Origin of the sequence: Microvirga ossetica (assembly GCF_002741015.1) — a bacterium.
In the GTDB taxonomy this organism is placed as follows: domain Bacteria; phylum Pseudomonadota; class Alphaproteobacteria; order Rhizobiales; family Beijerinckiaceae; genus Microvirga; species Microvirga ossetica.
Map to the genome: position 1 here is coordinate 830,987 of NZ_CP016616.1, position 26,040 is coordinate 857,026.

25 protein-coding genes and 3 pseudogenes are annotated in these 26,040 nt (G+C 60.0%); 14 read left to right on the plus strand and 14 right to left on the minus strand.

Annotation, left to right across the window (positions count from 1 at the left end; all coding sequences use genetic code 11):
- Positions 1-5 precede the first annotated feature (5 nt).
- The 5 genes and pseudogenes from BB934_RS03805 (at position 6) to BB934_RS03830 (ending at position 5,238) form a co-directional block, all read left to right on the plus strand.
- Positions 6-1,325, plus strand: coding sequence for a protein kinase domain-containing protein (locus BB934_RS03805; protein ID WP_099508440.1), 1,320 nt, complete (start codon positions 6-8; stop codon positions 1,323-1,325).
- A gap of 287 nt (positions 1,326-1,612) precedes the next feature.
- The gene (locus tag BB934_RS03810) at positions 1,613-2,725 is read left to right on the plus strand and encodes a metallophosphoesterase (RefSeq protein WP_157934018.1); all 1,113 of its coding nucleotides are present in this window, start codon (positions 1,613-1,615) and stop codon (positions 2,723-2,725) included.
- Positions 2,726-2,858: 133 nt separating this feature from the next.
- A complete protein-coding gene (locus BB934_RS03815; RefSeq protein ID WP_099508442.1) occupies positions 2,859-3,062 on the plus strand; it encodes a hypothetical protein in 204 nt (67 codons plus the stop codon).
- 697 nt (positions 3,063-3,759) lie between these two features.
- Positions 3,760-4,727 (plus strand): annotated as a pseudogene (locus BB934_RS03825) (IS5 family transposase).
- A gap of 175 nt (positions 4,728-4,902) precedes the next feature.
- Positions 4,903-5,238, plus strand: coding sequence for a DUF6894 family protein (locus BB934_RS03830; RefSeq protein WP_099508444.1), 336 nt, complete (start codon positions 4,903-4,905; stop codon positions 5,236-5,238).
- Positions 5,239-5,357: 119 nt separating this feature from the next.
- On the opposite strand, the gene BB934_RS03835 is transcribed toward BB934_RS03830, so the two are convergent.
- Positions 5,358-5,813: a response regulator gene (locus tag BB934_RS03835; protein ID WP_237050175.1), complete on the minus strand. Its 456-nt coding sequence runs from the start codon at positions 5,811-5,813 to the stop codon at positions 5,358-5,360.
- 1,321 nt (positions 5,814-7,134) lie between these two features.
- Between BB934_RS03835 and BB934_RS03840 the strand changes: the two genes are divergently transcribed.
- The gene (locus BB934_RS03840) at positions 7,135-7,518 is read left to right on the plus strand and encodes a hypothetical protein (protein WP_099508446.1); all 384 of its coding nucleotides are present in this window, start codon (positions 7,135-7,137) and stop codon (positions 7,516-7,518) included.
- A 117-nt stretch (positions 7,519-7,635) separates the two neighbouring features.
- Here the strand turns inward: BB934_RS03840 and BB934_RS03845 are convergent.
- The 6 genes and pseudogenes from BB934_RS03845 to BB934_RS03875 all read right to left on the minus strand — a co-directional run.
- Positions 7,636-7,809, minus strand: a pseudogene (locus BB934_RS03845) (IS6 family transposase); the annotation flags it as partial.
- A 539-nt stretch (positions 7,810-8,348) separates the two neighbouring features.
- Positions 8,349-9,386 (minus strand): YihY/virulence factor BrkB family protein, encoded by a 1,038-nt coding sequence (locus BB934_RS03850; RefSeq protein WP_099512614.1) that lies wholly within the window; start codon positions 9,384-9,386, stop codon positions 8,349-8,351.
- A 475-nt stretch (positions 9,387-9,861) separates the two neighbouring features.
- Positions 9,862-10,107, minus strand: a complete 246-nt coding sequence (locus tag BB934_RS50440) for a GcrA family cell cycle regulator (RefSeq protein ID WP_099508448.1) — start codon at positions 10,105-10,107, stop codon at positions 9,862-9,864.
- A gap of 46 nt (positions 10,108-10,153) precedes the next feature.
- Positions 10,154-10,675 carry a hypothetical protein gene (locus BB934_RS03865; protein WP_099512615.1) on the minus strand — a complete coding sequence of 174 codons (522 nt, stop codon included), beginning with the start codon at positions 10,673-10,675 and terminating at the stop codon, positions 10,154-10,156.
- Positions 10,676-10,924: 249 nt separating this feature from the next.
- Complete coding sequence (locus BB934_RS03870) at positions 10,925-11,251, minus strand: hypothetical protein (protein WP_099508449.1); 327 nt, start codon at positions 11,249-11,251, stop codon at positions 10,925-10,927.
- A 152-nt stretch (positions 11,252-11,403) separates the two neighbouring features.
- The gene (locus BB934_RS03875; RefSeq protein WP_157934019.1) at positions 11,404-12,000 is read right to left on the minus strand and encodes a hypothetical protein; all 597 of its coding nucleotides are present in this window, start codon (positions 11,998-12,000) and stop codon (positions 11,404-11,406) included.
- Positions 12,001-12,274: 274 nt separating this feature from the next.
- On the opposite strand from BB934_RS03875, the gene BB934_RS03880 reads away from it, so the two are divergent.
- On the plus strand, positions 12,275-12,466 hold the full coding sequence (locus BB934_RS03880; RefSeq protein WP_099508451.1) for a NepR family anti-sigma factor: 192 nt from the start codon (positions 12,275-12,277) through the stop codon (positions 12,464-12,466).
- Entirely contained in the window at positions 12,463-13,002 is a 540-nt protein-coding gene (locus tag BB934_RS03885; RefSeq protein WP_173909416.1) for a sigma-70 family RNA polymerase sigma factor, read from the plus strand. The genes BB934_RS03880 and BB934_RS03885 overlap by 4 nt, the downstream gene beginning before the upstream one ends.
- Positions 13,003-13,177: 175 nt before the next feature.
- On the opposite strand, the gene BB934_RS50845 is transcribed toward BB934_RS03885, so the two are convergent.
- From BB934_RS50845 to BB934_RS03910, 4 genes are all read right to left on the minus strand, one after another.
- Complete coding sequence (locus BB934_RS50845) at positions 13,178-13,417, minus strand: DUF6766 family protein (protein ID WP_157934020.1); 240 nt, start codon at positions 13,415-13,417, stop codon at positions 13,178-13,180.
- A gap of 2,089 nt (positions 13,418-15,506) precedes the next feature.
- Complete coding sequence (locus tag BB934_RS03900; RefSeq protein ID WP_237050176.1) at positions 15,507-16,181, minus strand: transposase; 675 nt, start codon at positions 16,179-16,181, stop codon at positions 15,507-15,509.
- A gap of 195 nt (positions 16,182-16,376) precedes the next feature.
- Positions 16,377-17,528: an IS110 family RNA-guided transposase gene (locus BB934_RS03905; RefSeq protein WP_099508187.1), complete on the minus strand. Its 1,152-nt coding sequence runs from the start codon at positions 17,526-17,528 to the stop codon at positions 16,377-16,379.
- A gap of 34 nt (positions 17,529-17,562) precedes the next feature.
- Positions 17,563-18,093 carry a helix-turn-helix domain-containing protein gene (locus BB934_RS03910; RefSeq protein WP_237050177.1) on the minus strand — a complete coding sequence of 177 codons (531 nt, stop codon included), beginning with the start codon at positions 18,091-18,093 and terminating at the stop codon, positions 17,563-17,565.
- 172 nt (positions 18,094-18,265) lie between these two features.
- On the opposite strand from BB934_RS03910, the gene BB934_RS03915 reads away from it, so the two are divergent.
- Entirely contained in the window at positions 18,266-18,490 is a 225-nt protein-coding gene (locus BB934_RS03915; protein ID WP_099508453.1) for a hypothetical protein, read from the plus strand.
- A gap of 967 nt (positions 18,491-19,457) precedes the next feature.
- Positions 19,458-19,718 (plus strand): RNase H family protein, encoded by a 261-nt coding sequence (locus tag BB934_RS03925; protein WP_099508455.1) that lies wholly within the window; start codon positions 19,458-19,460, stop codon positions 19,716-19,718.
- Between the two features lie 76 nt (positions 19,719-19,794).
- On the opposite strand, the gene BB934_RS03930 is transcribed toward BB934_RS03925, so the two are convergent.
- A complete protein-coding gene (locus BB934_RS03930; RefSeq protein ID WP_099508456.1) occupies positions 19,795-20,568 on the minus strand; it encodes a hypothetical protein in 774 nt (257 codons plus the stop codon).
- A gap of 228 nt (positions 20,569-20,796) precedes the next feature.
- On the opposite strand from BB934_RS03930, the pseudogene BB934_RS03935 reads away from it, so the two are divergent.
- A pseudogene (locus BB934_RS03935) lies at positions 20,797-21,754 on the plus strand (IS630 family transposase).
- A 412-nt stretch (positions 21,755-22,166) separates the two neighbouring features.
- A complete protein-coding gene (locus BB934_RS03940; protein ID WP_099508457.1) occupies positions 22,167-22,532 on the plus strand; it encodes a response regulator in 366 nt (121 codons plus the stop codon).
- 387 nt (positions 22,533-22,919) lie between these two features.
- Here BB934_RS03940 and BB934_RS03945 read toward each other — a convergent pair whose 3' ends face one another.
- Positions 22,920-23,114, minus strand: coding sequence for a hypothetical protein (locus BB934_RS03945; RefSeq protein ID WP_099508458.1), 195 nt, complete (start codon positions 23,112-23,114; stop codon positions 22,920-22,922).
- 296 nt (positions 23,115-23,410) lie between these two features.
- Here BB934_RS03945 and BB934_RS03950 point away from each other — a divergent pair, with 296 nt between their 5' ends.
- Positions 23,411-23,770, plus strand: a complete 360-nt coding sequence (locus BB934_RS03950) for an MBL fold metallo-hydrolase (RefSeq protein WP_099508459.1) — start codon at positions 23,411-23,413, stop codon at positions 23,768-23,770.
- A 297-nt stretch (positions 23,771-24,067) separates the two neighbouring features.
- Entirely contained in the window at positions 24,068-24,610 is a 543-nt protein-coding gene (locus tag BB934_RS03955; RefSeq protein WP_099508460.1) for a YqhA family protein, read from the plus strand.
- Between the two features lie 78 nt (positions 24,611-24,688).
- On the opposite strand, the gene BB934_RS03960 is transcribed toward BB934_RS03955, so the two are convergent.
- Entirely contained in the window at positions 24,689-25,813 is a 1,125-nt protein-coding gene (locus BB934_RS03960; RefSeq protein ID WP_157934021.1) for an extracellular catalytic domain type 2 short-chain-length polyhydroxyalkanoate depolymerase, read from the minus strand.
- Between the last annotated feature and the right edge of the window lie 227 nt (positions 25,814-26,040).

The following is a 26,040-nucleotide window of genomic DNA, read 5'->3' on the forward strand; positions in this document are numbered from 1 at the left end:
AAGCCATGGCCAAGAAGCTGAAAGTCGGCGATCAGATCCGGCAATACCGCGTTACGAAGGTCTTCGGGCCGGGCATGATGGCGATTTCCTATGGAGCGGAAGGGCCGACAGGAGAGAAGATCTTTCTGAAGCAGTACAAGTCCCCCGCGCCGACCGTCGTTTGGTACAAAGCGTTCGTCGCCTACCAGAACGAGCTCGGAGCCCGCGTCCGGAACGGGCGGGCGGCTCAGTTCGCGGTGCGCCAAGTGGATGCCTTCGAGGACGTCTGGGGTGGGCCTTGCTACTTCCAGGCCTTCGAGTTCGTGGAGAACGGAGCAGACCTGCAGCAGATGCTCGATGAGGAGCGCGAGCAGCATCGCCGAACGAAGACGCCCGCCACCCGCGACTCTGCAGTCTGGGCGCGTCACGTCACCTGGGCCAAGGTCTTCATGACCGGAATGGCAGCGCTCCACGAGTCCAAGATCGTCCATGCCGATCTGAAGCCGGCGAATGCGTATCTGATCCAGGACCCGACGATCAGCTCCGGTTACCAGCTTAAATTGATCGACATGGACTTCTCGCTCCTGGCGGACAGCCGTGCTCCCTGGCATGGGCATCAGGGGTATGTCGGTACCGATAACTACCGTTCTCCCGACCACATGACCCGAGGGGCCGTGCCGGGACTTGCATCCGACGTCTTTACCTGTGGGTTGATGCTTTACGAACTTCTCGCAGGTTACCATCCCTATTGGACTGATGATCAGGCCGAGTACGCGAAGCTCGTGCAGAGCTATGCAGCCAAGCCACCAGCACTCGCCGGGTTGATGCCGTCACCGGCGGGCAATGCCGAGGTCAGCTCTTTCCTGCACCGCTGCCTCTCACCGAATCCCGCCTCCAGACCGACAGCTGCGGAACTACGGGCCGTTCTGAGCGGGCGTGGCGCGAAGCCGTCCACCTCCGAAGCGGGCTCTGCGAGGACATCGGCGCCGGCTTCGGCCGGTAGTGCTCCTCGCGCTGCCGCCGAGTTGATCCTGTCCGACAGGATTGAGTTGCTGGGCCCGGACGGCCGCACGCTGCAGATCGGCGTAAGGACAGAACTCGGGAAAACTCTGGTGCGGCAATTTGGACCGGACAGCGAGTTCTGGGACAACCGTCAATGTGTTCTGGAACGTCACTCCGGACAGCAATGGGTGCTATCGCCTGTTGCGGGGACGACCAACGAAACTCTCGTGAATGGCACGGCACTCACGGCTCCCCGTCTGCTCAGGCAGGGTGATCGGATCGCGGTCGGACGCCAGGCCAAAGGCATCATTAAGATGCCCCTCACGGTGCGTGCGCTGAAATGAACCTGCCCAGCGGATCTGAAAAGCCCGAGCCCGACCCGCCGCGCGAGGAGCCGGACAAGCCAGAGGCAACTTCAACCGCAGCGGATCTTAAAAAGGATGAACTTGACCCGCAGGATCCTGCACAACCCGCTGATTCGCTTGTCTCGGATGCTCGTGCCTCTGAACCATTGACCGAGGATGCTCCGGCCGCAGGCGTTGCGAGTACATCGGAGGCTACCCCGCCATCGACGGGCGATCCTCCGCCTGACGCGGGCAGCCCACCTTCGGACGCGGCTCCAGCCGCTCCCATGGTGCAAAATGCCTTGCAGGTCGTGGAGGTGGATGACCTGGATTGGCAGGCCGTCCGCAATGCGGTCGATCCGGCATTCATTCGCGCCAACATACGGTCAATGGTGGAGCGGATGGAGGCGCTGCTCGACAGAGCCGACGGACCGGGCATGCTGTTCGACAACGACCGCGTCGATCCTGCCGACAGGGTGATCCGGATTTTAGCCATGGATGCCGCGACCCCGCTGTGGATCGTCGGCGACTTGCATGGCGATCTTCTGGCGCTTGAGGCCGCCTTGGCGGCGATGCGCGATCTGGCTTCGCAAACCGGCGACGAAAAGCCTCGGATCGTATTTCTGGGCGATCTCTTCGACGATGAAGGGTTTGGACTCGAAGTCCTTCTGCGTGTGTTCGAGTTGATCACGGATGCGCCGGATCGCGTGTGTGTCATAGCGGGTAACCACGACGAGGCGTTGACCTATGATGGCGTGCGGTTTGCTTCGAGCGTGGCGCCATCCGACTTTGCGGATTTCCTCAACGCCAACCTCGCGCATGAATGGATCGAACGGGCCGGAAAACTTGCTGTACGGCTGTTCGCGCGTGCTCCGCGCGCGCTCTTCTTCCCCGACGGTCTGCTCATCGCCCATGGGGGCTTCCCGCTTGTCGATCTGCATCCGAGGCTTGCCGAAACAGGCGAATGGAACGACCCGTTGTGCTTGTCTGATTTCGTATGGACCAGGGCCCATCCGAAAGCCCGCAAGAAGCTTCCGAACCGCTTCTCGCGTGGGAGCCAGTTCGGGTATGAGGACTTTGCCGCTTTCTGCTCCGTGAGTGCCGGTTTGGGGCGCCCGGTCACTCACATGGTGCGCGGCCATGATCATGTCGAAGAGAGATACGCCACCTATCCGGCTTATGGGTCTCATCCGGTACTGACGATCGTGGCGCTCTCCCGTCGCCTCAGCCGCGAGAACTTCGGCTTCTACGAGCGCGCTCCCACCATAGCGCAATTCGTCGAAGGTGCCCTTCCCCGAGTGTATCGGCTGCACATCCCGGCCGAGATGATCCGTGAGGTGTATCCGGAGCCTGATCTCGGCAGCCTCGATAGTAAAACGACTCAGGAACCGCATCGATGACTGGCGTAATTTTGCGTTGCCCGAACTGCGGCACCTCGACGGTGACGCCTGGTGAATGCGATGCATGTCACGAGGCGCAAGTTCGGTACTACTGCACGAACCACAAGCCCGGTCTCTGGCTGGATGCATCCGCATGTCCACACTGCGGCTCAATATTCGGCGATCCGGTCCGTCTGCCAGCAAGGCCAGTTTCGCCTCCTACTCCTTCTCGGCCGAGAACAACAACTACCGCTCCTTCGCCTACGCGCTCTGGTTCTCCACCTTCACCGCCGAAGACAAGTGCCACGCCGTGGGGCCGCAGAGAGCGGGACACATCTCCTGCCCCGGAGGAGGTTGAAGCAGAAGATGAACGCGCCTCAGTGCGCGACTTCCGTACGGCAAGAATGCTGGAGATCCTGAGGGCGGCTTCGCGGGCTGGCCGTATGTCCAGAGGAACAACTTACACCACTCCGGAAGCCCCACCGGTGGGAGCGGCGCTGGGCGGCTGCCTGATGCGCTTCGTGATCCTTGCGATATTCCTATTCATCATGCTTTCGCTTGTGGGTGGGGCCTTGTTGGGGCCTTACTATTTCTGAAGCGGCGAATAACTGACCGTCTTCACATCAGCCAGTTCTCGTGCCTGTACTCCCTCTCGAGATTGCACCGGATGATGCAGGTTAACGGCTGACGATAATCATCTCATAGCATGAATAGGCCTCCACTTGCCTGATGTAGCAACGACCGTCAAACTCTTAGTACAGATGAAAAGCCAAAGCCTATTTTCCGGCGCGACCCGTAACATTCCACCCACAAGGTCCGCTGTGGGTTAAGCTAGGAACCCCTGCCTTTCATGAACGTCTGGTGTTCTCTGGGTGAGCCGACATTCGGCCAATTTCGATAAGAGCCTCAGCCGGTCGGCAATTACTTGAAAACACTTTCAAGGGTTTTCACTTCCGGGGATAGGGAAACCCAGCGCCTTGTTGCATGGATGGGGTTTGGTAACCGGGGCGGGGTAGCATAGAGGCCTGTCTGGTGTCCGAGCAAAGATCCCTTTTATGCCCTTCAAGGCCAATGCCGCCCGCCGTCATCACATCCCCAAGCAGCGGTACCGGGTGACGAACTGGGCGGAGTACGATGCTGCCCTGCGCCAGCGCGGAAGCCTGACGGTGTGGTTTACCGAAGAAGCGATCGCAGCCTGGAATGCCGAGCCCCGTACGACCCGAGGCGGTCAATCCCGCTATTCGGTTCTGGCCATCAAGACGGCCCTGACGCTGCGGGCGGTATTCCGGCTGGCACTGCGTCAGACCGAAGGCCTGATCGGCTCGATTCTGAAGCTCCTCGGCATTGGTCTCGCTATCCCGGATCATTCGACCTTGAGCCGCCGCGCCGAGACGTTGGAGGTGCCAATACCATGTCGGCCCTCCAGAGGGCCGGTTCACCTGCTGGTGGACAGCACAGGCCTGCAGCTCTGTGGACCCGGCGAGTGGTTGATCGAGAAACACGGCACCAAAAGACGCCGGTCCTGGCGCAAGCTGCATATCGGCGTCAATGCTGAGACCGGGCAGATCCTCGCCTCAGAGCTGACGAGCAACGATGTAGATGATGGCTCGCAGGTTGAGCCCTTGCTCGACCAGATCGCAGGTCCACTTGCGTCCTTCACCGGTGATGGAGCTACGATCAAGCGGGTGTCTACGGCACCGTCGGCAAGCACTACCCTGATGCTGAAGTCATCGTTCCACCCCGATCAACGGCAGTGCTGAGCGAGGATGGGGAGACCGCTCCAACCCAGCGCGACCGACATCTCCAAAGCATCGCCGAGCATGGACGCATGGGCTGGCAGAAGCGCTCCGGGTACACTCGTCGGGCTCTGGTGGAGTCGTTCATAAGCCGCTTCAAACGAGTGATCGGGGATACGCTGCGCTCGCGGACGGACCGGCGTCGTGCGACTGAGATTGCGATCGCTGTCCGTGCCTTGAACCGCATGCTCGAGCTTGGACGCCCGAAGTCTATCCGCACCACTTAACCAAAGATCCAGATGGGCTCAGTCCGTTCACCAGCCGATCCGTGCAACGCAGCCATGTCGAGTTGAGCAGGTCGATGGGGACCGCGCGTACCTTGTCCCTGAGATCCCAACCTGCACAGGCTGGGTGGATCTCAAAAGCCTTTCATTTCCGGCAATTCAATGAGGCATTTAAGCCATGACCCCTCTTACCAATGGCAAGCAGGCGCTAGCTGAAGGCCTCAGCAAAACCGACCCGTCGGCCAGTTCTCCGGATATTTCCGCGCCAAGTCTGTCGGTGCCGGCACGCTACTACTTCAACCTCACCAATGGCGACGACATGATCCGCGACGAAGAGGGCATCGAGGCATCCAGTCTCCAGGCAGCCGTCATTTCGGCCATGGAAGCCGTCGAGGAGCTACGCGCCCAAAATCCTTTGAACTCGGATGAGTGGCAGGGTTGGAGGCTGGAGATTGTCGATGCTGAAGGTCGAGCGGTGCATGCAATTCCGCTTGATGCTCTCTCTCATCATTAGTCAGGTGTCGGATGAGCGTCTGCTGGAGGTACACTGGGACGAGCCTTCGACCTTCTTGTTCAGGAGCGTGCCGGGGACTTACCGGTTAGGGCGTTTTGGTTATGGCGGCCGGTTCGGGTCTAGGCCGCGCGCTGCAGCTCGTGCGAGACTACCGGGATCAGTTTAGCACCAGCCAAACCTTTCAACACCTCGAGCACCCTCATTGGAGCATGCGGCGGCACGAAAACGGCGTCTACCGAGGGACACTCAGCATCTGAGATGGTCTCGGACAGCAGGATCACCGGCCGGTCTGGGTTGTGCCGGTGATACTCGTCAGCGAGAAGCCATCCATCCACCAGTCCGGGAAGCCTGACTCTCGTCACAAGCCAATCAATCTGAGCCTGCTGCTGACAGAGCGACAGGAGCCCTGCGTTCCCATTGGGAACGGCTAAGACCTGACAGCCGGCGGTTTGGAGAATGGTCTCCAGCAGCTCACGGGTAACAGGATCATTCTCGACGACAAGAACAGTAGCTGAGGCAAGCATTTCCGGGGCATCACGCAATGGGTGGAGGGCGTGCCGATATTCTGCCACCATGGTTAATGCTTTCTTAAATTGCTCAGGAGATGAGGCGAGTGCGCCACCCTGCCACGCCCCATTCGCGCCGCTCGTGCTCCTTGGACGATCGGCACAGTCTCATCTCAGCTGCCTTGCACCGACGGCTGTCGGCGAGCCCCGGGACGGGCAAAGCGGTACTCCGATCCCGGGCTCCTCGTCGGACCTCATGGAGATCTCACTCGTTCTGTTCTGATGACATTCGAGAACTGCTCCGACTTGTCGGCTCCAGCACCGTAAGCATCTCACGGGGGACAGGGACGAGAAGGTCCTCTCGATAGCGATTTCGCAGCACCTGTCCGATATGCTCGATGACATGACGTGGTAGGTTTGGCGCGCTTGGCTTCCCCGCTCGGCTCTGCCGTCGGCTTTTGTTCGCGCTCATCGACTATTCTCCATCGCCGTTCACCGGCTCTTCTGTCACTTGCCGCAGACCGAACTCATGGTGAAGGAATGAGGTTTCAGAGGAGCTGTGCGGCAAAAAACTGCCCCCGGAGGACCTCACTTTTCCGCAGGCTGGTCTTGACCTGAGAATTTCTAGGGCGGGCGCTATGCCCTTCCAATTGAGAAGAAGCGTGCTCGATCTGGTCAAACGGAGCATGTCTCGTCCCCGCGGCAGATCCTTAAGTAATTCGGCTGTCCACATCGCGGGCTGCCGTGAACCATCAGTGGGGCATTTAATCCGGTGAGGATCGATCCCCGTTCTAAATGTGGGCGACGTCCAAGTTCATCTATCTGCGCAAGGCGGTAGGACAAGCCCAAAAAGGTTCCGGCCGGCGAAGGCGATATTTTCCTTGTTCCAGAAAGGTTTGATTCACCGCTTGAGGCCAAAACGCACCCCTTCGGTTGCGTACCAACGGTGGCCTGCGTGTCCAAAATAATCCTTCAGTTCATCTTCACCAGCATTGCTTTTGTAACCCTTGGCAAAGCACCGGGAGCAGTACTAGTCCGGAACAGAGATCTTGAATCCAGTGTGATGATATGGGCGACAAGGGATTGGGAGCCATGAGCCAAGCGGGAAGGAGCCTCCTGATCAGGTGGAATTCTCCGTGACAATGCCATTCAACGGGCTGTCGGGTTCACCCAATGCCCGACATGGACTGCACCTTACGATTAATGCTTCACGATAAGAAATACCGGACCGGGCGCAGCGCCCCCACCACCCTTCCCTTGGCGCTGCGCCGATCTGTTACTGAACAGAACAGGGAACTTTGGTTCAGACAACATTCAGCGTGAGGGTGATGTAATCATCCTCAATTGGAGTTTTGCGTTATCAGGCTTTGAACTGTTCTGGAGACTTCAGATGCGTAAGGTCGCAATTCTTGCCGCAGCAGGCGTCCTGGCCCTCGGCAGCTTCTCGGCATCCGATGCCGAGGCTCGTTCCAGACGTGGAGCCGGAACTGCAGTCGCGGCCGGTGTCGTGGGTCTGGCCGCTGGAGCCATCGTCGCTGGGGCTGCGTCTCAAGCCTATGCGGCTCCAGGCGCTTATGGCTATGCCGCACCGGTCACGGCGTACCGCTATGGCTATGACGACGGATACTACGCCAGACCGGTTTACCGGGAGCGGCGTGTTGTGCGCTATTATGAAGAGCCGCGCCCTGTTTATCGTCCGCGTCGGGTCGTCAGAACCTATGATTACGGCTATGACCGACCCTACTATGGGCCGGGCTATTACGGCGGCTGGTAATAATCTTGTAAGCTACCAGGCAGAGTAAAAGGGCGGTCGACATGACCGCCCTTTTGTCTTTTATGCCGCTTCTGCCACCGGTGCCTGCTCTAGGGTCACCAAGGGCATGTCGCCGGGGCCGAACTTCTTTCCCCATCGCCGGATCGTCTCAAACGAAACAACGATTCCCCACTCGAGCAGCATCTCCTCGACCAGTCGCAGGCTCAGAGGGAAGCGTACGTACAACCAAACCGCATGGGCGATGATCTGGGACGGGAACCGATGGCGCTTGTAGCTGACGGGCTTGGTCACGCCGCTGGTCTTAGGCCACCAGTTTCTGCTTAAAGGTTACCGTGACATCACCCCGGCGCTACCTTGGTAGGCTGATGCGGACTGGTTTGATGGAAGTTCCAGCGGCAACGTCGTCGTCTCATGTCAACTTGACAGTACCAGCCTGCAATCCTACCACCCTCGTAATCCACCTCTGTCCGGAACTCAAAGACATAGTTGTCGCTCCTGCAGCTCAAATTCTGCCGCAGGCTGCTGCCGGCGGACGCCACCGCATAGGCTGCCTCGCAGCGCAGACGCTCGGTTCTGCCATTTGACAGCGCGATTGTGCCACTGCCTGACCATACCCTGGCAAACCATTCGAATGGACTCGATGCGGAACTTCCCTGCGCATGCGCCGGACCAGACAGGAGCACCATCAGCGCGAGTGTCAATTGGGAGCGAGGACGGCCCAAAGCATAAATTAGTTTTACTTGCATGACCCGCCCCCTGCTCTCATTCGCTTCAAGCAGGCACCCCACTCCACCCATTTGAACATGCCACAGTTTACGTTCCCGCGTGCGTCACGCGTGCGACGCACCCACATGATCCGCCATGTTGGCGCCGCGAGCGCCCAGCGGCTTCGGCGCCCCTTCGGTGGTGTCCTTGGCCGTCTGATGCTCCATCTCGGCATTGAGGTCGGCTCCAAGCAGAACAATCACCACCGACAGCCAAATCCACACCATGAAGCCGACGCCAGCTCCGAGTGAACCATAGGTTTTGTTGTAGCTGTCGAAGTTGGCCACGTACCAAGAGAACAACATCGAAGCGGCAAGCCAGAGCACAGCAGCCGTAACGCTGCCCCAGGTCACCCAGCGCCACTTCGGGTCGCGGCGGCTTGGGCCGTAGCGGTAGATGACCGCAAGCCACACGCCCACAATTACGAGAAGAACTGGCCAGCGCAGGATGGCCAGGAGCCGTTCGGCTGGGGTCCCGAAACCTATGAAGGTGAGCACCACGGGGGCAACCACCACCGCGCTGATGGCCAAGATAACGAAGCCGATCATGCCCAGGGTGAGCAGGAACGTTGTGGCGTAGAAGCGCAGTAGGCTGCGCTTTTCCTTCTCGCCGTAGACGACATTCAGGGCGTCGAAGAGGGCGGCAACCCCCGAGTTTGCGCTCGAGAGCGCCACCAAAAAACCGACAACAAAGGCGACGCTTAGGGTGTCGCTGTCCTGGGTGGCGATCAGCGATATCTGCTCACCGATGAGTTCCAGAACACCGCCAGGCAGAATGCCGGCGAGGAGGGACAGGTGGCCTCTGATCGTGCTGGTGTCGGCAAAGAGCCCGTAGAGCGACACGATTGTGGCAATCGCCGGAAAGACAGCCAGCAAGGCAAAGAAGGCGACCCCACCTGAGGTCGATAGGATACGATCTTCCGAGATCCCCCAGAGCACACGCCAGAGGATGTCCTTCCACCCGCGGGCCGGGATTTCCCCCGGGGTATTCGCCTCCCGTCCCCGGCCGGGTTCCCGGGCATGGGCGAGATCGTCCGGCAGCACGCCGGCGGGGCTGGCCTCCTCTTCGAGTTTCGAGCGCCAGTCTTCGCCATGTTCGTTCATGGGAGCACCGTTGAAGTCCAGCAGGAGATATCGGTTAGACAGGTTATTGCCGTGTGAACGCGACGTTTCTAGGCCTTTCGGCATTAACCCCGAGAGGGGGCTCCCGGCTCCTTTGCATCTGGAGAAAGGGCGTGGCGGTTGGGGATTACGGACAACTGTTGTCGACCGCCGCCACCTTCTTGGCATGGGCCTCGCTTGTTGCGCTCGGGATTGCCTGGGATGCGCATGTGAAGTTTAGGGTGAAGATTTTACGCGCCAAGTGGTGCCTTAATCTGTTCGCCTCTGTGTGCTTTCCCGTTAGAAACAGCGTCGGCCCGGATCACGCTTGCTGGGACATTTTATAGCTTGCCATGAGCAACGCGTCAGAACATGCCGTAGAACCTAAGCGTCCGCTCATACAGGCGGCAACACGGCGCCCAACGTCACTCGGCGCGGCGGCCTGATGGCTCGCTTCGAACCATTTTGCTCCTAATGATCAGCGTGCACGGGTCTTGGGCTTGCGCCAGCGTTGCTGATCACTCCCTTTCGGGCGGAATGCCCGAGCCCACTTGAGACTCTTACTGCCATGCTTGCCCGTGAGCCCGAGGCGGTGAGCCTTTCCGATCACGGCATTGCGCGTGACGCCCCGACCAAGCTTCTCCGCAATCATGCGGGCCGTCTCTCCGGCAAGCCAAAGGCGCGTCAGCACCTCTTTGCCCTGTTCGTCCCAGGGCACCGTCATGCCGCCTCCTGAACCTCCCCGCCTTTAGAACTCACTCGTTGAGGAGTCAGCCCGCAGACGCCGGCTCTTTCGTGCCGAACCATTTCTTGATCTTCACAAAGAGAGGTGTATCGGGAACGGACGTGAGAATGGTCGCTCTAGCCTGGACAGCCTCCATCCTGGTCCGCACTTCGTCTGGTATAGACAGGTCCGCTTGCCGCCCAATCGCCAGCGCTTCCTCAAGAACTCTCATGCCCTCTTGGAACGGCAGCCGCCAGCGCAGGCGCGCGGTGATGTAAGCCTCCCGCTCCCACTCCACCTCCCGCGTGTCGGCACAGGCCAGACGGGTGACGAAGGGCAGCAGTTGCTGCCGCTCGTCGTCCGAGGCCTCATCGTTCAGCTGCATCGCCAGTGCGCAGATCGGCCGGGAGAAACACTTCGGCATGTCGTGAACGGAACGCACGGCTTGATAGGGGAACCCAGCAGCCACAATGGCCGCTTCATTGATACACGTTCCGCCATCTTGTCCAGGAAAGGTGTGCGAGCCCCGTTTCAGCTTCCAGTTCAGGATGTGGTCGAAACTGTCCATGATGACCATCCTTATGCACCCGAGACAGGAATGGTGCGCTCCGGGTGTCATTTCTGTCAATCTGGAGAGCGCACCATTATGGATGGTGGTCGGACCTGTCGCAGCATTTACTATGAGGGATGCTTCGCGACGGGAGCTTACCGAAGCGGAACGGTTTCTGAGGCTTGGGCCGGTACCACGTCAGTACTGGAGGTGCATTGCACGACGGCTGGCTGAGTTTGGTACCGGCTCAGACCAACCCTGCTATGCCTATTGCTCGGTGAAAAAGGTCAGCAGGACCTTGCCCTTCTCGCCGATCAGGCAGACGAAGCGGTTGGGCTTGTCGGTCTTCTCGCGCTGCAGATAGGCGTCGCCCATGATCACCATCCGGACCGGGGTGTCTTCGACCTTCGTGTTCGCCTTCGAGATCGCCAGACCATCGATGTCGAAGGTCAGGTCCTTGATCGCTGACGACCGCTCCTTCAGCGCCACCAGGCCGGCCAGCCGGCAGGACTCCACCTCCTCCGGCACCTGGGCCTGAGCCGGAAGAGCTATCATCGTAAAGGCGAGGACTGCGCCGAGTGTGAGATACCGCATTGATCGCTCTCCTACAAAAAGTGCTGGCGTACTAGGCAATAGCTCCCTGGCAAAACCATGCTTGGGCGACAGGAAGCAGGCAGCGTCCTGCAGTGAGACTGAACCACCAGGATCAAAGCGGTTTCAGGTCGGCCTCAGTCGCGCTGACAGGATCAGAAGCTGTTGTTTGTGTGGCTTGCAGCCTCGGCCTCGTTGGTGGCATGAAAATGTTTTGCATGGCGCGCGGCTCGGAGGGACGGATGCCAGGGGTGCGGCTCGCTCGGACGCCGGTTGAACCCGGGATGCCATTGCCGCGTCGCGGCAGAGGTCGATACCCGATGACCCAGCATCCAGCCCGACGCGCAACCGAGACCACCGATGACAACCAGAGCTGTAAGCGGATGCTCTTGCACAGATCGGCTGATGGCCTGAGTGCACTCGCGATAGAAGCGCTCGGCCTCTGGCACATAACGCCGTCCCTGCTCCATGGATGTCTGGCCACGCCGGTCGATGTCACGAGCGAGACCGGAGGCTTGGCCCGCCTGTTGCGTGGTGCTGCCAGTTCCCTCCCCAGGCGACACAGGAACCGCGTTCAAAGCCTCAGGCTCGCATGCGGGTGCCACACTTTTCGAAGCTGATGTGGTCCAAGCATGCGGATCACTGGCGGGGAAGCTGTCGTCGACCGCATTATCCACGTGCCGCTGCTGGATTGGCTTGGATTCACTCTCGGCATGCGCCGGGCGCTTCTGGTCGATCTTCTCGTCAGGCATTGCGATCTCCATGTCCTGCTCAGAGCAATGAGGTCCCACGGTGGATGGTTCCCCACGCCAGCGGCTGGTCGCCTGTCAGCTCTCGATGGTTAGGGCAACTGTCGGCACCGAACGAGAAACTGTCGAGGTCAAGGAACACTCCAGACTTGGTGACAAGTATTCCTCTCTCCTCCAGACGAGCCGAACTTGTCCCGCTGATGGCAACTTCCCAATTCATGGAAAATTAATGTTCTGGGCGTTCCACTGGGGAGCCGCAAACGAAAGGAGACGCGAAATGCCCTCCTCCCACAGCGATGGGCCAACTGGAAACGGCCACGGTGGTGGAACGGTGAGCCGCGTCGTCCAGGATCTCATCGGCGAGCGGCTGCGGGTCATGTACGATGACTTCAAAGACGAGCCGGTTCCCGATCACCTCCTCGACCTGCTTAAGCAACTGGACAAGTCACGGTCGGACGAGAGCTCATGACTGGTTCGTTTGATGTGAGGGCAGGCATCCTCAAGGCTATTCCACACCTGCGCGCCTTCGCGATCTCGCTGACCGGCGACGTGGATCGGGCGGACGATCTGGTTCAGGAAGCGCTCGTGCGGGGCCTCGGCAACCTGGACAAGTTCCAGCCCGGCACGAGCATGCAGGCATGGCTGTTCACGATCCTGCGCAACCAGTTCCATACCGCGTACCGCAAGCGGCGGCGCGAGGTGGAAGATCCTGACGGGCAATACGCCGCAAGGCTCGCGGTGGCTCCAACGCAAGACGCGTACGTCAACCTAAAGGATCTCGGGGCAGCTCTCCTGCAGATCCCTGTCGAGCAGCGTGAGGCCGTTCTGCTGGCGGCGGGCGGGATCAACTACCAGGAGGCGGCGCAGATCTGTGGCGTGGCGATCGGCACGATCAAGAGCCGTGTCAATCGGGCCCGTCATGCTCTGGCCGAACGGCTAAGCATAGCCGATGCGGAGGACATCGGAGCAGACCGCATTATGAAGGCCGCGGTGCCAGCGACGTAGTCCCGATCTGGACTGGATCTGAACAGCAGTTGCGCCATCATACCATGCGCGGGGCAGCGCCGAGGTCCAGGGTGTTGTCACATGCATGAGTTTTACTTGCCCTTGCTGCCTATTGCGCACATGTCGGGTCATGGCTTATTCATGACTTAGCAGATCGCCGCATGCTCTGGGCTCGTCAGTGCCCAGGTGCAGCATGGGGAGACGCCACTGGCTTGGACTCCGGCGAGCCGTGTTCGCGCAGGTAGTTGCCGAGCACGAGGAGCATGGCAATCGGCAGGACCTCGCTCTGCCAGTTCTGAAAGCTCTTGTACCAGAACTCCGCATCAGCGAGCGTCTCAGTCAGCGCTCCATTGCCTCCAAGCGTGGAGGACGCCCTGGCTGAGTGTCTACAGTTCCCTTGGCCGGGGCGTTCCATTGTCGGCTGCGAATTTCGCTGAAGCGGTTTGTGGAACGGGTTGGACGCCACTTTCACTAGGAACAACAGGTAGCCGAGTGAGCGTTGCCGCGTTGGGCGGCAGGACTGCGCAGAGAGTTGAATATCGCACTGTCTCATCCTGCAATAGGCGGATGTTCCGCACCAATGCCCGCCGGCTGTTTCACCCCCATCCCCAGGCAGCGCCCGATACTGGATCGCGTGGTCCGGCACGGCGATCCAATTGCCGTGAACGAGCATTTGCACCCCGGCCGCCCTCACCCGGTAAGGGACAGGGCGACAATCCTGGTCGTTACAGCAACTGTTGCCCCATCGGTCCTTCAGGGGCGAGTAGAGATCATGGGCTTGGGTGGATGGCTCGAAACTGATCAGGCAGATCGCGGCAAGAAACTCAAGCTTGAGAGACATAGGCCGCTCTCCCTCAATGATGGGCAGGCGGCGCTCGTCAGAGTGTCAGGAAACGCTACTCCGGCTATTCTACTCCTGACCGGGGATCCTGTCGTCGCATCCGCGCATGGCGGAGCAGTATGAGAAGGCCGCTAGAATGCTGGGGCTGCTGGGTGAGGCTCTAGGCGGCATGGGGTACCAGGAACCGGAGCTGCAAGTGCTTCCATTGCTTATGGGAAGAGTCAAATTGCGAAGGGCTATAAAACGGTGCGCAGCGGCGGATCGCTCGAAATGCAACTTGCCCCCGCTGAGATCCCGCCTGTGGCCCGACACTCTGCCGAGGCTTGGACAACGCCCCATCAGGCTTCAGGTAGATTTCAACTGTCACCGGAGTCTGCTGGAGATCAGTCGGCGGGACGAAGCAGCGATGGATCTGGCTTAGCATGAGCTGAAAGACTGCAGCCTTCTCGCTTTCGGTAATCGCGTGGCTCGCGCCGCAACGCCCATTATCACGAGTATTGTCAGTGTCCGTCCTAAACTTTTCATCTCAGTCACTGGTGCATAGCCAAACTCCTGGTTCCGAGGCTTTGATCTTAGCCGTGGCGCCAGCGTGCTTCCAGGATACGAGTCGAAAAAGAAAACGCCCCGGCCGAGTATGGTCTTGGGCCTCAGCCAGGGCGTTCCTGCGGGAGAGGGCAACCCGCATTTGGTCGAGCTGATACGCAGCGCGCCCGGTGAAAGAACTCTGACGCGACAAGGTAAACAACTGGTGTTTGGTTGGACGCCCTGGCCATGTTTTTTCCGGCTCTACCGCCGGGGCGCCAGTGGACTTGCCTTTGCAAAACAAAAGAAGAGCCACTCTCTAAAGGATACGCTGCTCTTGCAGGCTCACAACGTCTCAGAAGGTCGGGCACGCCATCCCAGAAGTGCCACGCTCAGCATTCGGGTTAGCGCTGAAATAAAACGCCCCGGCCTGGAGCCGAACACCACGTCCACTCCGACCATGGCGTCTGCGGTCCCATAGGAGTCAGGCCGCGAGGCTTGAACGGGAACGAGCTCACAAAGGTCCAATGCGGTAGCGAGGAAATGTGCCCCAGCCAACGGTTTCCAGTTCCGTGGCAAGGGCACGTGCCGAGTTGTCACGGCTCCGCCCATCAGACTAGCCATTCACAGATAATCGCCAACGCCGCCCGATGGGCAGCTTTGTCACACTCACATCACGAGGAGATCATGAACCTTGCTGAGATCCAGCGCACTCTCTCGGCTTCCTCATCACATACTTGCTCGTTGGCTTTGCATCTTTGCCCAGCCGGTCGCGAGCACCGGCGACGCCATCCTTGAGTGAGAGAAGAGCGGGCCTGACGATCCTATCAGCTTGGCTGATCGCCCCAGCTGAAGCTCAGGACACTTGAGCAACGTCCACCAAAACCCTACAAAGCGCATGGCTAGTTTGAGCGCTGGGGCAAGCGTCGGAACGTTACGGATGAGCTCGCCCTGAAGGATTAATACCGGCGAAAGCATTGCTGCGAGGCATGGGAAAGATCATGATCTGAACCACACGCTGGGGTAGTATTATGCAGGCTCTTTCGATCGTTGCTCTTTTCGTTGGCGTCACCTTCACAACATTCGTCGTGCTCCTTGGCGTCGCCGACTACGTCGATCCACTTTTTGTATTGAGAATCCACTAAGTAGGTCGCCAAAAGTTCTGCAACAGCTTTCTGAGCCAGAAGTGTTTGGATGCCATGCCCGCCTTGCGACACGCTTGTTGTGGCGTCAGCGCCAGAACCCAGGCTGCGGCATCGGCGGCCAGGGCATCGATGGATGCGGCCTGCCGGTTGGCCGCTACCAACCTCTTGAGTTCGCGCCAGAGCTGATCCATCGGGCTCAGTTCGGGTGCCTGCCGGGGCAGCCACACGAAGCGGATCCGCAACCGGTCTGCCAGCGCCTGGGTCTGCGGGGCGGTGTGGGCGCTGGCCCGGTCGCTCAGCAGCCAGAGCCAGCCGGCGCCGCGGTAGCGGCGCCGCAATGCGCGCAGGAACGCCTGGGCATCGGCCTGACCGGCGTGGGAACGGATCAGCACCACCCGGCGCGCGCTTCGCAGGTCGATCGCCCCAAACAGCACCCGCTTCGCGTTGCGGCCGGTGATCGGCACGGTGGCCTGAGTGCCCTTGAGCGCCCAGGTCGCCCGCAGCGGCGGAAACAGCCGCAACAGCGTCCAGTCGAGGCACAGCAGCCGATCGCCTCTGTGCCAGCCCGCCTTCAGACGCCGGGTGATGCCCCTTATATGGGCCGATACGTCAGTCAAGTGCTGGTCGCAGATGTTGCCGTGATCTCCGAGGTTGAGCCCGATGGCGCTCATGCGAACCGGTCGTCCGCATCACCTTATATCCGGTTGGGCCATAGCCCTGACCATGATCCCGCATGCGACGGGCACGGGCTCCAAGGTGAGCGCGACCATTCTTTTTTGCGGCATTCTTCCAGCCAGGGGGCGAAAGCGGTCGCGCTCCCCTCAGACATCACGCGCTGACAATCCAGCGCCAGCGCGCAACGAGGTTCAGGGCTTCACGACAACATCGGCCGGAAGGGCGCCTGTTTCGACATAGCGCCACAGCAGGATCAGCAGCTTGCGGGCGAGCGCCACAATCGCAATGCGTCGGACCCGACCGGTGGCTGAACCCACACGGCTGCGGAACCAGCCCGCGAGCGCACTGTCAGGTTGGTTGCGCACCCACAGCCAGGCGAGTTCGATCAGCGCCTTGCGGGCGCGGGCATTCCCGGCCTTGGTGATGCCCTGCTCGCGTGACCTGCGGCCGCTCGCAAACGGACTGGGGGTCAGCCCTACATAGGAGGCCACGTGGCGCCGGCTGGCAAAGCATCGGTAGAACACCTCCTTGGCGAGGACAGTTGCAAGCTCAGGCCCAATGCTCTTCACGTGCAGCAAGGCCCCGAGCTTGGATGAGGTCGCTGCTTTCGCCGCCGCCGCTTCGGCATCGCGCCTCGTCTCGACCTCTGCCAGCTGCCGCAGCACGAGTTCGAGCCAGTCGAGCTGATGGGCGATCTCCTCCGACAGTCGCGGTGGCAGGGGCCGACCATCCCCCGTGATTAGCTGCGGCAGGCGCCGACGGCGATCCGGCCGCAGCGGCTCGTAGTCGGCGATCCCCTGCGTGGCGCACAGCCCCTGGATCCGGTTGACGAGGCGGATGCGCTCCTGCAGCAGCGTGGCGCGCTCGCGGCTCGGACGACGCGCATCCTCCTCATCCGGCGACGGCGGGCGGACCATGGAGCAGACCTTCGGCTCGCCGCGGGACCAGGCCATCAGCGCCCGCAGCAGAGCCTGGGCATCCAGGCGGTCTGTCTTCGCCCGCCGCGCACGGCGGTCAACCTGCAGAGAACTTGGGTCCATGACATGGCTGCTGACGCCGTGCGCCTCGAGAAGGCGGTGCAGCCAGAACCCGTCGCGGCCGGCCTCGTAGCAGCATGACACGTGCGGGCTTGCGCTGGTGCGTCGTTCCACACGGGTTTGGATGCGGGCGAGCAGGTCGAGCACCGCCTGTCCGTCACCGGCGGGGAGCCGATGCAACTCGATCTTGGCGGCATCGGGCGCATGTAGCGCCACAAGCCAGGAGCGGCGGCTGAGTTCGAGAGCCAGAAAGATCGTGTGGGTGCTGTCCGAGAATGAAGCGTCGGCTGATGGAGAGTGGAACATGAGCGACCTCCAGAGGTGAGGTGACCGCCTTACTTCACCAATCTGGCGGTCCCTGGCCCATGAGATCTTTTTTCTGCGCCAGATGAGGCGCGCGCTCGACATAGACGTAGCGCGGGCGCTTCCAGCGATAGCCTGCCTCGTGCAGCCGGCGCCGCAGGGTCCGGGGGCTGACCGCGAGGCCCTTCGTGGCCAGGTCGTGCGCCAGCAGCGGCACCGTCCAGCTCGTGGCCTGATAGCCGCAGCGGCGCGGGTCGCGCGCCAGGGCCGCCGCCAGCCGCCGCGGCGTGAGGGTGTGGTGAAGGCGCGGACGCCCGCTGCGCGGCCGGTCGATCAGTGCCGTGGCCTCATGCTCGGCCCTGTACTGGGCCAGCCAGCGGTGCACGCTGGTGCGGTTGACGCGGCAGCGGCGGGCCGCCTCCGCCATAGAATGCCCCTCGGCCACCAGCAGCAGCGCTTCGAGGCGGCGATACACACGGGCCTCACGGGCGCCAGCAAGCGCGGCGGCCAGCCGCTTGCGATCCGCCTCGTCGAGCCACGTCTCGGGAGAGTGATCATGTCGTTGCATGCTCCCCAGAAAACACCCGCAGCGCTCGCGTTGCAAGACTTATGGCGGCCTACTTAGTTAGGACTGCGCGCAACTGCTCAGTCCGGGTGCAGCCTCTTTCGTGACAATAGGCCATCACCATCCCGTCACACTCGACCATCATCACCTCCTGCTCGCGCTAGGGAGATCCCCGATGGCCACGCCGCGGTTCACAGAAGAGGAGATCACTGCCCGGGCTCGGCAGCTTGCCGACGAGCAGGGCCCTGGCTGGGAAGCGCTCATGGACAAGGAGCAGGTTGGTAAGGATCTAGCCGAACTCCGCTATTGGCGAGAACTGGCCCTCATGAAGCTGGAGGCCGACCAACCGACGGTTCTGGAGGTCGAGGCCAGCACGCCGAAAACAGTAGGGTTAGAGTGAGACGAACGCTTCGATACGGCTGCGTACCACCGGTGAGGTTGAAGCCCGCAACAGGGGCCGGAGCACTTCTTTCTACCGGCCCGCGTCTCGATTACGCGAGCAGATACCTCCTGCCTCATCTCGCACGACCAATTCGGAATACGCAGCCATCTCTTGGAACCCTGGAGCACCCATGCTGAGGTCGATCCCGTTGGATCAGGGTGACGCGTGCTCGGTCACACTGTCGGCGAACTCCAATTAACCCACCTCCCGTCCCGGGGAGTTCTGCTTTGTTCGGCAAGCTACTCCCACATGCGACGGCTAAGCACAGCCGATGCTCGCAGTCGCGGCAAGCGCGCTGAAACGTGCTGTAGTTCTCCTGCCGCACAATGGCCGAAACCTGGACCAGAACGCGCCCGCATAGCCAGGTAGGCCTTATTGCGACCTCGCTTTGAATGGGGTTCAGTTTCTAATCAGTCGCAGCGGCGAACCCGTCGAACCTCAGTGCGGCCCCAACGGTCCCTTTCCTCAATGGTGACGTTCCGGCAGCGTTCTTCGTCCACACGGTAACGGCGTTCATCACGCCGAGCATCGCGCCTTCCCGCCTCATATGCGCGTTCCGCATCACGACGCTCGCGCCACCGCTCACGACGCTCACGCTCCTCCTGCTGAGGATCACCAACGCCAACCTGGGGGCGACCATCAGGGCCGATGCCGAATTGAAGCTGGGGCTGAGCGAAAGAAGGTGCCGCAATAAAGAGACTTGAGCCGAATGTCACCACAGCTAGAAAAGCAAATTTTCTCATGTACATACACTTTCTGACAATCGCTTGTAACGCTGTGTTCCCTGTGCGGTTCCACTGCTCGACTGGAATGCAGCCATTTAACAGGGGGTCATGGCGAGACGATCTTAAGCTCTCTCTTCTGCTCTAAGCCCTCTCCAGGCCCCGAGCCAAGCCAGTGCACCCGCCAATCAATTGAGAACCCTATGACTGATCAGGCCATTGTCTGCACGGACGGCGCTTGCCTCGGGAATCCCATTCCCGGTGGATACGCTGCTGTCATTGCTCGTGCAGGTGAAGAAGGGATTCTCCTCGGACGAGAGCGGACCACGATGGACAATAAGATGGCGATGACAGCCGCCATTAAGGAGCTTGAGGCTGTCCCTCTGGATCTCCCCATCGTGATCCACAGCGACAGCCAGTACGTGATCAACCGGAGGATGTGCCATACACCGAGTGGACGATAAGTGGGATAGATTTCATGATGCCCTCCCGGGGACGACAACAGTAACCAGGAGGGACCGATAGCCTCAAACCAACTCGTTAGACCGATACAAAGTCTAGGTCACGAGATACTAGGTTGAAGGTGAGTTGATACTCGCTTACGCCAGCCACTGGGAACCCTGTATCAAGGGGAGCATCATCCGCCTCGCCGAAGTCAATCGCGTCATTCAAAGCGTTCAGTGCTATGTATTCAACAAATTCTTCCCTAAGTGACGTAGTTGTGACGTCAAATTCGAACGTGAATACTCCTTCGGACGTCGGCTCAAATAGGGACCCGAGCGCTGCTACGAGCTCCTCCTCGGGAAGGTTCTCAAGCCCATACTGGATGTCGCCAACGGCATCCTCAACGGCAGTGATCAGCACCTTGGGCGGAAGGAAATGAAGCTCATCATTGATAGCAAGCCGTCCGATCATGGCGAAGTTTGCACTGCCAGCATAGAGACTGGCTTCAGGATCATAGCTCGCATCGAGCTTGATCAGTGATTTGACCAAGGACGCGTCCGCTCTTGCCTGTCCTCGGGTGTAGGGCTCCCCGACATTGTTGGAGGCTACATCGTGCCTATAGAAGAGGTAGTCTAGACGATCTACCGGATCGTCCGACACAGGCCCTAACGCAATCAGACGTGCTTGACTGAGAGGATTGCCCGAAGACGTAGTGAGCGGCTGCCCCCCATAGTCGCCGGCTGAATAACCGCCGCCTCCGTAGTTCCCATAGGTTGGCAGTTCTAAGGCTCCCTCTGTGCCTATCGGCAAGATCTCGCCCGTCGAGGGGTCTACAGGAAACGTTCTCTCCCAGTTGATGTAAGCCATCATGCCCTCTCATGAAAAATATCACGTGCACTACTGAGGCAGCACAACGGAGCAATATGGCTCGACCGTGTCAGCTTGAGCAGTGGAATGACTATGCGCAGCCGAAATTCTCAGGTTAATTGTCCAAACCTTTGTCTCAGCGCAGCGACTAGAGCCTCGGACCGGAAATGAGACTCCTGGCTTCTGTGCGAGGCCGAGCTGTGATTCACTGCCTGGACTGGGAGGTGGATTATGGGTCATTGCTATTCCCTGGATCTGCGGGTGCGCGTCGCCGACTTTGTCGATGCAGGTCATTCCTGCCGGGCGGCAGCCCAGCACTTTGACGTCAGCGAGAGTTTCGCCATCAAGCTGGTGCAGCGGAAGCGGCGGTTCGGCTCGCCGGCACCGGCCCGGCAAGGCCGTCCGCCCGGACGCGGCAAGCTGGTGCCCTATGAGAGCTTCTTGATCCAGACGGTCGAGGCCGAGCCGGCCATCACCATGCCCGAGCTGGCCGCAAGGCTGCTGACTGAGCATGGGATCGTTGCGGCTCCCGCGATGCTCTCGCGCTTCCTGTGCCGGCACGGCTTCTCATATAAAAAAATGCCTGATGGCGGCGGAGTGCGCACGCGCCGATGTGCGGGATGAGCGCCGGGTCTGGCATGCCCAGCGCCAGCCGCGCATGCGCCAGGAGACGCACCGGCTGGTGTTCCTGGACGAGACGTATGTCAACACCAAGATGACGCGCCTGCGCGGGCGGAGCCGCAGGGGCCAGCGCCTACGCATGAAAGCTCCCTTTGGACACTGGAAAACCCATACCTTTCTGGCTGGGCTACGGTGCAACGAGTTGTGCGCGCCGTGGATCATCGATGGCCCGATCACCCGGTTGGCGTTCGAGGCTTACATTGAGACGCAGCTCGCGCCGACGCTGCGCAAAGGCGATGTGGTGATCCTCGACAACCTGGCTGTCCACAAGAGCGAGAAGGCCGCTCAGTGTCTGAAGCAACGCGGAGCCTGGTTCCTGTTTTTACCTGCTTATTCGCCTGATCTTAATCCAATTGAACAGGCCTTTGCCAAGATCAAAGCGCACTTGCGCAAGGCCGAGGCCCGAACGTTCGACGCGCTCTGGCGAGCGCTCGGTGAGATCTGCAACCTGTTCGAACCACAAGAGTGCTGGAACTACCTTAAGGCTGCCGGATATGCGTCCGTTTAACCGTCCGATGCTCTAGCAGTCCAAGGAGTGATTGACGATGCGGAGCCGGTACAGACTTAACAGAACCGCCCTGACCGCCACTGGTCAGTTGAGCCTCGGTCAGGTCCAATTTGGCACTCCGATAAGCATTCGGTTGATCTACTTCCGATCCTGCTCGACAGAGCCTGCGAGCGCTTGCCGCGAGTAGGTTCTGTGAAGCCAATAGGGGAGCAGGAGCTATCCCTCAGACCTGTGCAACCGACCAGCCACAATGAGACATGTCGCTTTTGATGTCTCACCCTCGTGGCCTTACCCAGTTCCGTTGACTTCGGCTGCCCCAACGACGTGCCGTATAAAGTCATGTCGTTTTCAGTGAAGCAATTTCATGCAATAGTATGTGACAGGTAGCTCAAAAACACGAGGAGCCGCGATCATGAATGAATTATATGGTCGAATTATTCTCGTGGCAGAAAAAGAATACTTCATTACAGATGATCTGACGCAGGCTTTGGAGAAGGCAGGGGCCGATGTTCTCGGTCCAGTCGGTACCTTAGATGGTGCCCTGAGTCTTCTCGAAGTGATGGACCGGGTCGATGGAGCCGTGCTCGACATCAATCTTCGCGATGAAGCGGTGTATCGTGTGATCGACGTGCTGGAAGCGCGTGGCATCCCCTATGTGTTCGCGACAAGCGATGGGGAAACAGCCATTCCTGACAAATACAAGCATGTGCCTCGGTGGATGAAGCCGTTCCATCTGGAAGACCTTGCAAAGGGGTTCGGGGACCTCCTGCGACGGTAGCTCTCCCGGCTCTACAGCCCGATCTCGGCGCTGGGGTTGCGCGCTCTCCAAACCACCGGCCTGATCATACAGCGCCGAGGCGCCGTCGCCGTGACCCACCGCGCCGGTCTCGAACAGGCCACGTGCGAGTGCTACGGCAAAATCCGCTCCCGCGTTGAGAAGCTGCTTCCCGGCAGTTATGTCTGACCTGATCGGGCTAGGCTGACCGCACCGACGAAGCCTTAGTCTTGGTTGGCTTCACAGACTGCTGCACTTAGGCGGTGATTTCGCTTCCTTGGACCGCATTCATGCACTTTGCGAACGGCTTCGACCACCCTTGAACCTCAAGAACAAACATGACAACAAGCCGAACGTCCCCAAGTGGGTTTCGCGGAATAAAAACGCCGGTCAGGGCCTATCAACGAGCCGCTTGATCTCGAAGATCGCCCCGATCAGGAAGATCGCAAAGATGATGGCACCGAAGATGTACGAAATGACGTTTCCGCTGACGCTCGGGTTGTGTGCCACTGCGACCATGAACAGGAATAGCGGCAGGACCACGGTGATTCCACCGAGCAAGATGATCGTTCGCGTCGTGCTCATGTCCGGTCCCCAAATCAGCGACAGGCCAACTATGCCGAGCCCCCTCGGCAATGGCTAGGCCCTGTTGGGGTGATCCAGTGGTCTTTGTACGTGGGTAAGCTGCTCCCATGGCGGTGGTGGCAAGGGTGACCATGGAGGATGTCGCGGCAATCACGGGGTGCCAAGAACCGCTCTCGTTAGTGCTGCCTGAACTGTCGTACCCTTGAGCCCTTGACAACTATCGACGGAGCCGCAGCACAACGAGGAAGCCGATCACAAAGCCGATGAGGATTGCACAGACATTCAGGATGACCCTCATGATCAATCTGATCACCTTGACCAGACACGAGGCCAATGCTCGAAGAACGATCCGCGAGCGCAACGGCGGACGGGAGGTTCCTTTTTATGCTCACCCCGGCATGTACGCGACCCGTGCCATGAAGCAGCCGGATGGCAGCATGCGCCTCATTGTGGATATCCCCAGTGTTGAGGCCCTGAAAGCGTACAGGGCACAGGTGATCAACACGACAGAACCGCAGAGCCTCCTGGATGATATGTTCTACGTGAGCGGCGAAATTCCCCGCGTGACGGCCTTCGAGCATGGATTGCCTACGCAGCACCGGCAACCCAGTAATGGCGGCTGGGAGCCTGATCCCCGAACCCCTGGTCATGGATGAACGCTGGGTTGCCGTCAACGTGAAGGATAAGGGCATTGTCGTGTGTTCACGTCCTGCTCGCATGGTGCCCCCGGCGAAGCTTGGCTTTTCGGGCACCGCGTTTCATGTATGGAGGCTGGATACCCCATCCGGCCAGCAGCACAATCCGATCTGGAACTGCACCGAGGGTCCCATGGATCGGCAGGATCGTAAGGTCGAGCGACGGCGGCAATTGTCTCGGCTCAGGTAGCGCGTGTTTCCTGGTGAATATGTTAAACTGTACCAAGACCACGATACCGGCTGAGGCTCTCTGATCAGATGCTCCACTCCATCCTCTCCCTGCGCTGGGTCACCCTCGTTGCCGCTCTTGGGGCTGCACTCGGGGCCCTGCTGATGTTTTTCGAGGGTTGCCTGAAACTGGCATATGCCCTGGAGATGGTGCTTCAGCCGAGCGCCGACATCGAAACGTCGGTCATCGCCACAGTGATGCAGGCCACGGATGCGTTCCTGTTTGGCCTTGTCCTAATTGTGTTCGCCTATGCCATCACCTTCGGCTTTGCCTTCACCCTCCCCAATAGCGTTCGAGCCAAGGCACCGCTGTGGATGCACGTTGAGGGTCTCGGAGAAATCAAGATCACCTTGATCCAGGTGGTCTTGGTCTACTTGGTGGTGGATTTTGTTACCGACGTTGTGGAGGCTGAGACCCGCATTACCTGGGAGATGCTCGTGAAGCCGACTGCCATTGTGTTGATCGCGGGAGCCCTTCGTCTGATTGGCACCATGCACCTGAATGATCAGCCGGATGTTTCCGAACAACCTCGGCGAACATCCGAGACAGCCCAGCACCTCGTTGAAAAATGATCGTCCGCCCTCCCGCAACCGTTCGCGCCGACCTGATCGCTTCTGAGCGTCAGACTGCCTAAGCGCACGATCTCATGATTACGGGGACTGGCCGATCAGACGATCTACCATGGCCTTGACTGCCCGCATCTGTGGTCCGGTTCGAGTGTAGTAGTTCGATCCGCTGTAGCCCCAAAAGTCCCAGCAGCGGTTCGGGTTCGCTGCTGAAGTCTTTGTCTGCGGGTACAGCACAACAATGTTGTTGTTGGCTGCCCACCGATTGTAACCCGCATCCCGGATGAAGTCGTCGTAGACACTGTCCACATTCTGATTGCAGCCATGAAAGGCGACATGAAGGCGGCACTGCTCGGCAGCACATGAGGTTGGGACATACAGGTAACCAACGCCGTGGAGGCTGACGCTCTCATCGGTTGAACGAAAGAACTCCGATTGATCGAAGGCGACCAGCGTTCCGTCTCGATGGGGATCATCCGAGGCTGGCTTGAAGTCCCCTGGGTACAGGTGGCGCAGAAGCATCACAGCCGCCTCATAATCGCATTGGATGACGAACGGCGGCTCGTGTTGGCCGCAATCCCGGACCGGGAACTTGCTCTCCCCTGCAAATCGGCTGACCGGCATGCCGTGATTGGCCGCAGAACCGGTCTGATTTTGGTCGAACTGGAGGTTCGGCTCGTGAACTTCGAGACGATCATACAGCCGTTCAAGGGTTTCCATCACTTGGAGCGGGACAAGGGCATCGCTCTTGCCGTGGAACAGCCAGACTCGGCTGTCCGCGAGATTGGAAGGATTGTCGATCAGACCCTGGTCTGCCGCCTTTCTGATGATCCTGAGGGAATCCTCAGCCTGTGGTGCTGAGGGACGAAGGCCGTAGTAGCGGTCGCCATAGTAGTGGGTGCAGGCCACCGCTGCCGCCGAGACCCGGTCCAGAGCGACGGACCAGAAGGGCAGCCACGGGTTCGGAATGGTCTCGACACAGCCATAAGTACCACCTGCGAGGATGCCCGCGCCTTTCACAAGGCTGGAGAAGGCGACGTGGAACTGGTGGGCGAAGAACGCACCAGAGGACAGACCTGAGACTGTGACGGTTGCGCGACCAAGATTGGGGAGTGACGGGAGCTTCTGGTTGGTTGTCGGCGGCGGCGGATCAGGCAAGCGGTCATGATTTGCCCGACCATCCCCTGGCAGCAGCAGTGCAACAACCAATCCCAGCACTGCGAATGGGCGTCTCATGATCGTGAACCCCTACGATTCCCCGGAAATCTACAATCCGATCACCGTCCTTTGACGGCCCCACCGGAGTATACACATGGCTATCAGGAGCCCTAAAAGCCGGGATTGAGAGTTCAAACAGGTGGAGGCTGCAAAGATCGAGTGATTGTAGCCGGGAGCACTGTCGCGGAAACAGGCTCCAGGTTGGACCTCGCTGGAAC